The organism is Streptomyces sp. AcH 505 (assembly GCF_000818175.1).
Taxonomy (GTDB): domain Bacteria; phylum Actinomycetota; class Actinomycetes; order Streptomycetales; family Streptomycetaceae; genus Streptomyces.
Genome location: NZ_JTIY01000001.1, coordinates 1 through 8,354 on the forward strand (window position 1 = coordinate 1; position 8,354 = coordinate 8,354).

7 protein-coding genes are annotated in these 8,354 nt (G+C 71.5%); 4 read left to right on the top strand and 3 right to left on the bottom strand.

Features of this window, described 5'->3' with window-relative positions; translation table 11 throughout:
- Positions 1-109 precede the first annotated feature (109 nt).
- On the bottom strand, positions 110-1,123 hold the full coding sequence (locus HY68_RS00005; protein WP_198533171.1) for a LacI family DNA-binding transcriptional regulator: 1,014 nt from the start codon (positions 1,121-1,123) through the stop codon (positions 110-112).
- 220 nt (positions 1,124-1,343) lie between these two features.
- A complete protein-coding gene (locus HY68_RS00010; RefSeq protein ID WP_041983135.1) occupies positions 1,344-2,267 on the bottom strand; it encodes a LysR family transcriptional regulator in 924 nt (307 codons plus the stop codon).
- A gap of 148 nt (positions 2,268-2,415) precedes the next feature.
- Here HY68_RS00010 and HY68_RS00015 point away from each other — a divergent pair, with 148 nt between their 5' ends.
- The 4 genes from HY68_RS00015 (at position 2,416) to HY68_RS00030 (ending at position 7,446) form a co-directional block, all read left to right on the top strand.
- Positions 2,416-3,177: an SDR family oxidoreductase gene (locus tag HY68_RS00015; protein ID WP_041983137.1), complete on the top strand. Its 762-nt coding sequence runs from the start codon at positions 2,416-2,418 to the stop codon at positions 3,175-3,177.
- Between the two features lie 282 nt (positions 3,178-3,459).
- Positions 3,460-5,382 carry an ABC transporter ATP-binding protein gene (locus HY68_RS00020; protein ID WP_041983138.1) on the top strand — a complete coding sequence of 641 codons (1,923 nt, stop codon included), beginning with the start codon at positions 3,460-3,462 and terminating at the stop codon, positions 5,380-5,382.
- Between the two features lie 159 nt (positions 5,383-5,541).
- Complete coding sequence (locus tag HY68_RS00025; protein WP_041994871.1) at positions 5,542-6,486, top strand: SDR family oxidoreductase; 945 nt, start codon at positions 5,542-5,544, stop codon at positions 6,484-6,486.
- Positions 6,487-6,579: 93 nt separating this feature from the next.
- Positions 6,580-7,446 carry an LLM class F420-dependent oxidoreductase gene (locus tag HY68_RS00030; protein ID WP_041983139.1) on the top strand — a complete coding sequence of 289 codons (867 nt, stop codon included), beginning with the start codon at positions 6,580-6,582 and terminating at the stop codon, positions 7,444-7,446.
- Positions 7,447-7,593: 147 nt separating this feature from the next.
- Here HY68_RS00030 and HY68_RS00035 read toward each other — a convergent pair whose 3' ends face one another.
- Positions 7,594-8,208 carry a class F sortase gene (locus HY68_RS00035; RefSeq protein WP_041994873.1) on the bottom strand — a complete coding sequence of 205 codons (615 nt, stop codon included), beginning with the start codon at positions 8,206-8,208 and terminating at the stop codon, positions 7,594-7,596.
- Positions 8,209-8,354 lie beyond the last annotated feature (146 nt).

An 8,354-nucleotide genomic window follows, 5' to 3' on the forward strand; every position in this document is an offset into this window, starting at 1 on the left:
GCCGCCGCCAGCAGTTCTTCTGCGGCGTGGCCCGACGACAGAAGCTGTTCGGCTTCGTCGGGGACGAGATCGCGTGGGTCGAGTACGTCGTGCACGAGCGGTGAGCTCCTCAGGCAGATTCGCGATGAACGAGGTGGTGCTGGACCAGGACGCGGCGGGGCGTTCCCGAGGGGTCGTCTATGCGGCCGAGCAACAGCTCGCCCGCCACCCGCCCGATCTCCTGGGCGGGGACCCGCACCGTGGTCAGGGAAGGGCTGACGAGGCTGGCCGCGTCGATGTCGTCCACCCCGAGGACGGCGACATCGGCGGGGACGGCGAGCCCGAGCGAACGGGCCGCGTCGAGCGCGCCGATCGCCATGAGGTCGTTGGCGCAGAACACGGCGGTGGGCCGCCGCTCCAGGTCCATGAGCTGGTTCATCGCCTTGGCCCCGGACTCCCGCGTCCAGTCCCCCTCCGCCTCGGCGGCCCGCAGGGGCCGCAGGCCGTGGTCGCGCAGGGCCTGCCGGTAGCCGCCGAGGCGCGCGGAGCCGGGGGCGACCCGGCTGGGTCCCGAGATGATGCCCAGGGTCCGATGGCCCTGTCCGTGCAGGTAGCTGACGGCGTCGGCGGCGATCCGCTCGTCGTCGGACGACACCACGTCGGTGGAGGTGCCGTGCCGGGGCGAGCCGACGGTCACCACCCGGGCGCCCGAGCCGAGCAGCGGCTCCAGCATCCGGTCCGGTACGTCGACGGCGGCGACGACGACCCCGTCCACCCGGCGCTGCACTGCCTCGTTGAGGAAGGCCTCGATGGGGGGCGTACCCGCTCCGACGTCCGCCAGGAGCACGACGTACTCGCGCTCACCCACCGCTTGCTGCAGGCCACGGGCGAGGGCGGGATAGAACGGGTTGGTCAGGTCCTGGACGACCAGCGCGATGGTCTGGCTGCGGCGGCCCGACAGGCCGAGTGCGAAGAAGTTCTGCTGGAACCCCATCTCCTCGACCACCCGCATCACCTTGCGGCGGGTGGCTTCGGAGACCGGGCGCCGGCCGGAGAGCACGTGCGAGACGGTCGTCTTGCTCACTCCGGCCCGCGCGGCGACGTCCGAGATGGTGGCGGGCCCTTTTGAGCCCTCAGTCTCCAAACCGGTTTGCCCAGGGACCACCTCAGGCGTACCGCCCGTCTCCGCCATCTGCACTCCTCGTTTGCAAACCGGTTTGCTTATCGGGAGCAACAGTCACTCAGATGGCGCGGAGAAGTCAAGAGGCGGACCGCCTGAAATCCGACACCGCCGGAGAGGAGCGCCGGAGGGGAGCGCCGGACATGAGGGCAGGACGAGAGGGCAGGACAAGAGGGCAGGGCGGCTACGGCCTGTCGTCGTCCGGTCCGCCCAGCTGCCGCAGGGCGGGGTGCCGCTCGCGGAGCAGGTCGAGGAAGGCCTCGGTGGTCGCGCCGGGGCGGCGGTTCGCTGCGGTGGCGACGCCGAGCTGCCAGGTCAGTTCGTGGTCGGCGACCCGCAGGACGTCGAGCCCCGTCAGGTCGTGGATGAGGAAGCGGCTGAGGAAGCCGATGCCGAGCCCGGCGCGAATGAACGTGACGGCGGTTCCGATGTCGGCGACCTCCAGGGTCACCTCCCGCTCCACCCCCGCGGAGGCGAAGGCCCGGTCGACCACCATGCGGTTGCCGAAGCCCGGCGGGGAGTCCACGAACGGGAACTCGGCCAGTTGCGCCAGGGAGACCTGGCCGGCGCCGGCCAGTGGGTGGGCCCGGGGTACGTAGAGCAGCAGAGGCGCGACGGCCAGCGGCCTGGTGTCCAGCCCCGCGGGCGAGGGACCCGGCAGGGACAGGAACGCCACGTCGAGCCGCCCGTCGCGCAGGTGGTCGGCGAGGCCCAGCGAGCCCGCCACCGCGGCCCTGAGCCGGACCGTGACACCGGGATGCCGCTCGTGCAGCTCGGTCAGCAGCCCGGGCAGGTCGACCAGGTCGATCGAGGTCAGTGTGCCGACCGTGACCGTGCCGTGCAGGGCGCCCTGCGTCCGGTGGACGGCGTCCTTGGCGGCGCGTGCGGCGTCCAGTGTCTCCCGCGCCCGGGGCAGGAAGGCGCGCCCGGCGGCCGTCAGGGTGATCTCCTGGGGACTGCGCACGAACAGGGCCGAACCCAGCTCCCGTTCCAGCGACTTGACCGTGGCGGACACCCCCGACTGGACGACGTTCAGCCGGCTCGCCGCGCGCGTAAAACTGGCGGTGTCGGCGACGGCGAGGAAGTATTCGAGATGGCGTAGTTCCATGGCTTTTATTATCGCTCGCGGTGCTGACGCCCAGCATGAGCCATCGTTGGACGTGATCGATGCTCGGCGTGACAGTGGGGGGACGACCTGCTCGACCTACGTCCCGTCTGTCCTGTCCGTCCCGTCTGTCCCGTCACGGAGAATCGCCATGACCGCACCAGCCGCATCGTTCGACGGCAAGACCGCCCTCGTCACCGGGGGCTCCTCGGGTATCGGCCGCGCCATCGCCGCAGCGCTCGCCGCGGCGGGCGCCCGCGTGTTCATCACCGGCCGCAGACAGGCGGAGCTGGACGCCGCGGTCGCTGCGATCGGCCCACGCGCCTCGGGTGTACGCACCGACGTGGCCGACCTCGCCGCGATCGACGCCCTGTACCGGACCGTCGAGGAGCGCGAGGGCCGGCTGGACATCCTGGTCGCCAACGCGGGAGGCGGCGGTGGCGCACCGCTGGGGACGATCACCGAGGAGCACTACGCCGCCACGTTCGACACCAACGTCAAGGGCCTGCTCTTCACCGTGCAACAGGCACTCCCGCTGATGGAGCACGGCGCTTCGGTGATCCTCATCGGCTCCACCACAGCGACCAGGGTCGACGGGCCCGGCATGAGCGTCTACGCGGCGAGCAAGGCCGCGGTGCGGAGCTTCGCCCGCAGTTGGGCGGTCGACCTGCGGGGACGCGGTATCCGGGTCAACGTCCTGACCCCGGGCCCCACAAAGACCCCTGGTCTCCTCGGACTTGCCGAGCCCGGTCAGGAACAGGAGCTGCTGGACTCCTTCGCGGCGAAGGTCCCGCTTGGCCGGGTCGCCGACCCTGCCGAGATCGCCACGGCGGCGCTGTTCCTGGCGTCGGACGCGTCGAGCTTCGTCAACGGGGCCGAACTCTTCGCCGACGGCGGGCACGCCCAGATCTGACCGGCTCCGTCACGCCGACCGGCCTTCCATGCGGGCCCACCGCCGCGACGTGCCCACCGGCGATACGGTCCCGGCGCCGCCACGGTCCCGGCGCCCGCGCGCCGCGTGATGCTCCCGTGCGACCGCCTGCCGCCTCCGGGCCCCGGACTGCCCGGCCCGTCCTCCGGGTAGCGCTGTCACGGCGACGGCTTTCGCGGCGACGGCACTTCGCGAACCGCCGACAGGCGCCGGCGGATCCGCTCTGGGAGGCAGCCCGTGAGAAGACTCTTCGGACGCGTACGGATGGCCGAGCCGCAGGTCTCCGACGCCGAACAGGAGCTGTTCGGCGGCCCGTTACGGTACGACATGGGCTGGTCCCAGCACGAGCACGCAGCGCTCGACCTGACCCTGCTGTCCGCTCTGCGCTCGATGCCGAGGCTCGTCGGGGCGACCCTGCGGATCGCGTGGCACGCGGACCGGCGGGCGTTGCTCGCCGTCGCCGTCAGCGAGATAGGCCAGGGCGTGGCGGCCGCCGTCGGACTGCTCGCGGTCAACGCCGTCATGCACGCGCTGCTCGGCGCGGGCACACCGGTGGAGCGGCTGCACGCGCTGCTGCCCGGCGTGCTCGCCGGCGCCGGGGCCGCCGTCGTCAACTCGGCCCTGGCCGGCTGGTCCACCTCGCGGGCAGGACGGCTGGAACCTCTCGTCGAGCGGATCGCCACGACGCAGTACCTGGCCGCAGCGGCCTCGGTGGAGCTGGAGGCCATCGAGGACCCGCAGTTCCGCCGGCTGATCGACGTCGCCCAGTACGGCGCCGCATCCGCGAGCCGCATGATCGGGGCCTGTGTGGCCGCGCTGAACGGCACCATCTCGCTGGTCTCCACGGCCGGTGTCCTGACCATCCTGCATCCGCTCCTGCTGCCCATGCTGATCCTCATCGCGGCGCCGCGCGGCTGGGGTGCGATGCGCGTGGCGCAGGAGCGGTACGTGTCGGCCATGAGCTGGATCGAGCATGTCCGGGCCAGCCGCCTCATCGGCAATCTGCTCACCGAACGCACCGCCGCCCAGGAAGTGCGCATCCACGCCGTCGGGCGCTTCCTGCTCAGCCGTTACGAGCGCATGGCCGAGAGCGCCGAGGCGGAGCAGGAGCGGCTGGCGGCGAGCAAGGCCGTCACCGAGTGGGTGGCCGCGGCACTGTCCGGGGTGGCCATGGCGGCGACGTACGGCGCCATGTTCTGGCTGACCGTCAGCGGGCACATGAGCCTGGCCGTCGCCGGCACCGCCGTGATCGCCGTACGCTCCGGGTCGGCGAGCCTGGGCGCCCTGGTGATGCAACTCAACACACTGCACGAGGAGTCGCTGTACGTGCGCGACCACTCCCGCTTCCTGGCCGAGGCGAAGCGGCGCACCATCCCCGGCGGCGGCGATCCGGTTCCCCTGCGGGTACGCGAAGTCGTCCTCGCCGATGTCACGTACCGCTACCCGGACCGTGACTTCCCCGCGCTGGACGGGGTGTCACTCACTCTGCCGATGGGCTCGGTCACCGCCGTGGTCGGCGAGAACGGCTCGGGCAAGAGCACACTGATGAAGGTGCTGTCGGGGCTGTTGCTCCCGCAGGGCGGAAGTGTGTTGTGGGGCGACGCCGATGTGGCCTCGCTGGACCGTTCCGAGGTCTTCGACCGGGTATCCCTGCTCACCCAGGACTTCCAACGCTGGCCCGTGACAGCGGCGTTGAACATCCGCATCGGCCGGCCGTCCCACGAGGCGGCCCCCGGCGACCTCCAGCCGTCCATCGACTACGCGGGAGCGGGACCGGTCATCGAGAAACTGCCCGACGGCCTGCGGAGCCTGCTGGCGCTGATGTTCCGCGGGGCCAGCGAACTGTCCGGCGGTGAGTGGCAGAAGGTGGGCCTGGCCCGTACCCACTGGCGCAGTTCGACGTCACAGGCCGACAGCGTCCTCATCGTGGACGAGCCGACCTCCGCCCTCGACCCGGAGGCCGAGATCGCCGCTTTCGACCGTATCCGCAGGCTCACCGCGCCGCACCGGGCCGTCGTCCTCGTCACCCACCGCATGTCCGGCGTCCGCCATGCCGACCGTATCTACGTCCTGCACCACGGACGGCTGGCCGAGCACGGCAGCCACGACGAACTCGTCGCAGCCCAGGGGCGGTACGCCGCGATGTTCGCCGCGCAGGCCGCGCAGTACGCCCCCGCCGGCGGCTGACCTCCGGCACGCGCGCGAAGGGGGGATCGGCGGTCCCTGGATCTGTTGTGCCTTCATCCATGTGCGCGACCGCGCGAGTGTTGTCCGTGAGCGGCCGGTAATTCCCTTGGACATACGGGTAAAGGGGCTGTTCCGGCCGTGATCATGAAGGAGCAGCTGATGTCCCGTTCCACGCTTGATCTCACCGTGCCCGACCTGTCCGGCAAGCTGGCCCTGGTGACCGGCGGCAGCGACGGGATCGGGCTCGGGCTGGCCGGGCGGCTCGCCGCGGCGGGGGCCGATGTCGTCCTGCCGGTGCGTAACGCGGCCAAGGGCGCGGCGGCCGTCGAGCGGATCAAGGCCGACCACCCCGCGGCGAAGGTGTCCACCCGCGAACTGGACCTGGCGTCGCTGGCCTCCGTCGCCGCGCTCGGCGCGACGCTCAACGGCGAGGCCCGGCCCGTCAACATCCTTGTCAACAACGCCGGTTTGATGACTCCGCCCGCCCGTCAGGAGACCGAGGACGGCTTCGAGCTGCAGTTCGGGACCAACCACCTGGGCCACTTCGCCCTCACCGCCCACCTCCTGCCGCTGCTGCGCGCGGGGTCGGCGCGCGTGACCTCCCAGACAAGCGTCGGCGCGCGCACCGGCGGCATCAACTGGGACGACTTGGCCTGGAAAGACTCGTACAACGGCAGCCGCGCCTACAGTCAGTCCAAGATCGCGGTGCTGATGTTCGCCCTGGAGCTGGAGCGGCGCAGCCAAGCCGGCGGCTGGGGCATCACCAGCAACGCGGCCCACCCGGGAATCACGCCCAGCAATCTGCTGGCCGCGCAGCCGCACATGGGCAGGACCAAGGACGCGCCGCCGCTGAGGCTGATCCGCGCGTTCGCCCGGGCCGGGTTCCTCTTCCAGCCACTGGAGGACGGTCCGCTGCCCGCGCTGTACGCGGCGACCGGCCCGGCGGCGCGCGGCGGCGCCTTCTACGGGCCGAGCGGCTTCCAGCACCTCGGCGGCGCACCCGCCGAGCAGGACGTCTACAAGCCCGCGCGTGACGAGAGCGAAGCGACACGGATGTGGACAATTTCCGAGGATCTGACCCGTGTCAGCTTCCCGGCCGGCTGATCGGAAGTGCCAGGCTCTTGCTGACGACGCCGCGCAGGACCGGGCCGGCGTCACGACTACAGACACGTCACGACCACAGACAGAGGAATCGCCGTGAAACTGGGCATCCATTTCGCCAACCACACCCTGCCGGGGGGCGCGCCCTCGCTCGCCGAAACCTTGGCCAAGGCCGCCGAGAGCGCCGACGACGCGGGCTGTGCCTGGGTCACACTCATGGACCACTGGCTCCAGATGGAGCAGTTGGCCACCGCCCAGGACCCGATGCTGGAGGGGTACACCTCCCTCGGTTTCCTGGCGGCCAGGACCAGCCGCGTACGGCTCGGTCTGCTGGTCACGGGTGTGACGTACCGCAACCCCGCGCTGCTGGCGAAGACCGTGACGACCCTGGACGTACTGTCCGGGGGCCGCGCGATGCTGGGTATCGGGGCGGCCTGGTACGAGCGCGAACACCGCGCGTACGGTGTGACGTTCCCGCCGGTCGCCGAGCGCTTCGAACTGCTGGAGGAGACACTGCAGATCGTCCGCCAGATGTGGAGCGACGACGAAGGCCCGTACAACGGGCGGCACTACCAGCTCGCCGAGACGATCTGCTCCCCGCGCCCGCTGCAGCAGCCGCACCCGCCGATCCTGATCGGCGGCAGCGGCGAGAAGAAGACGCTGCGCCTGGTCGCCAAGTACGGCGACGCGTGCAACCTGTTCGCCACGACCCCCGACGAAGTCGCCCACAAGCTGCGGGTGCTGGCCGAGCACTGCGAGCGCGAGGGCCGCGACATCGCCGAGATCGAGAAGACCATCCTGGGCGGGGACCCGTTCGCCGACCCCGACGGGTTCCTCGCAGAGATGGAACAGTACGCGCGGCTCGGCGTCGATCACGTCCAGGTGATGCCGGGCACCCCGGACCCGGTCGAATACATCGAGACGATCGGCAGGACCGTCATTCCCCGCCTCGCCGACATCTGACAGACACAGCCGCCTCACCCGCACAGCCGAACCCACCCACGGCGCTGCGGGTAAGGCGGATGCGACAACGGCCGCCGCACGCCCTGACCCATGACGCGTTCGACCGGGTCGCGGTGGACGCGCCGTGGATCGAGGTGGACACCCCGGTCACGGGGTGGTGACGCCGGTGAGGTGGGCGAAGACCACGACGTTCGCGGAGTAGCCCTTCTTGTGGTCGAACCGGCCGCCGCAGGTGAGAAGCCGGAGTTCGGCGCGGCCCGTGTCGCCGTAGACTTGCCGGTTCGGGAACGACCCCCGCGTGTACGTCTTCACGGAGTCGACCGTGAAGACCGCCGTACGGTGGTCGGCCCGCCGCACCTTGACGAGGTCACCGGGGTGCAGCGCGTTGAGGTTGAGGAAGATCGCGGGGCCCGTCGTGGTGTCACGGTGCCCCACGACGACGGCTGTTCCCCGTTCGCCGGGGGACGGGCCGGCCGCGTACCAGCCGACCCAGCGCGGCTTGCTCATCGGCGGCGTACCGAGCCGGCCGTCCCGGGCGAGGGACAGTCGCATGACCGGAGCCTCGATCATGATGCCCGGCACCGCCACCTTCTTGGGCGCCGACGGCGGCAGCGGAGCGTGGTTGACCACCGGTCGGGCCTGTGCGGTGACGGCCGCCCCCGCGGCGCGCGCCTTGCCGAGCTGGGGTGCGGCGGCGGGCTCCTCGCCGCCGCACCCCTTCACGACTCCGGTCACCAGCAGCGAGCACACGCTGAGCGTGATGGCCAGGCGGCACGCGCGGCTGGGGCCCCGGCGACGGCGACGACGAGGGCGCTCGTTATGCCGCACTGGGCATACGCCGGCGGGCCCACCGCACAGCGAACAGCGCGGCCGTACCCAGGGCGGTCGCCGCCAGCAGCGGCCCCGCC

Bases quoted from the DNA above. Each gene is read 5' to 3' on its own strand.
- HY68_RS00010 (WP_041983135.1), bottom strand. From the start codon at position 2,267: ATGGAACTACGCCATCTCGAATACTTCCTCGCCGTCGCCGACACCGCC.
- HY68_RS00025 (WP_041994871.1), top strand. From the start codon at position 5,542: ATGTCCCGTTCCACGCTTGATCTCACCGTGCCCGACCTGTCCGGCAAG.
- HY68_RS00015 (WP_041983137.1), top strand. From the start codon at position 2,416: ATGACCGCACCAGCCGCATCGTTCGACGGCAAGACCGCCCTCGTCACC.
- HY68_RS00020 (WP_041983138.1), top strand. From the start codon at position 3,460: ATGGCCGAGCCGCAGGTCTCCGACGCCGAACAGGAGCTGTTCGGCGGC.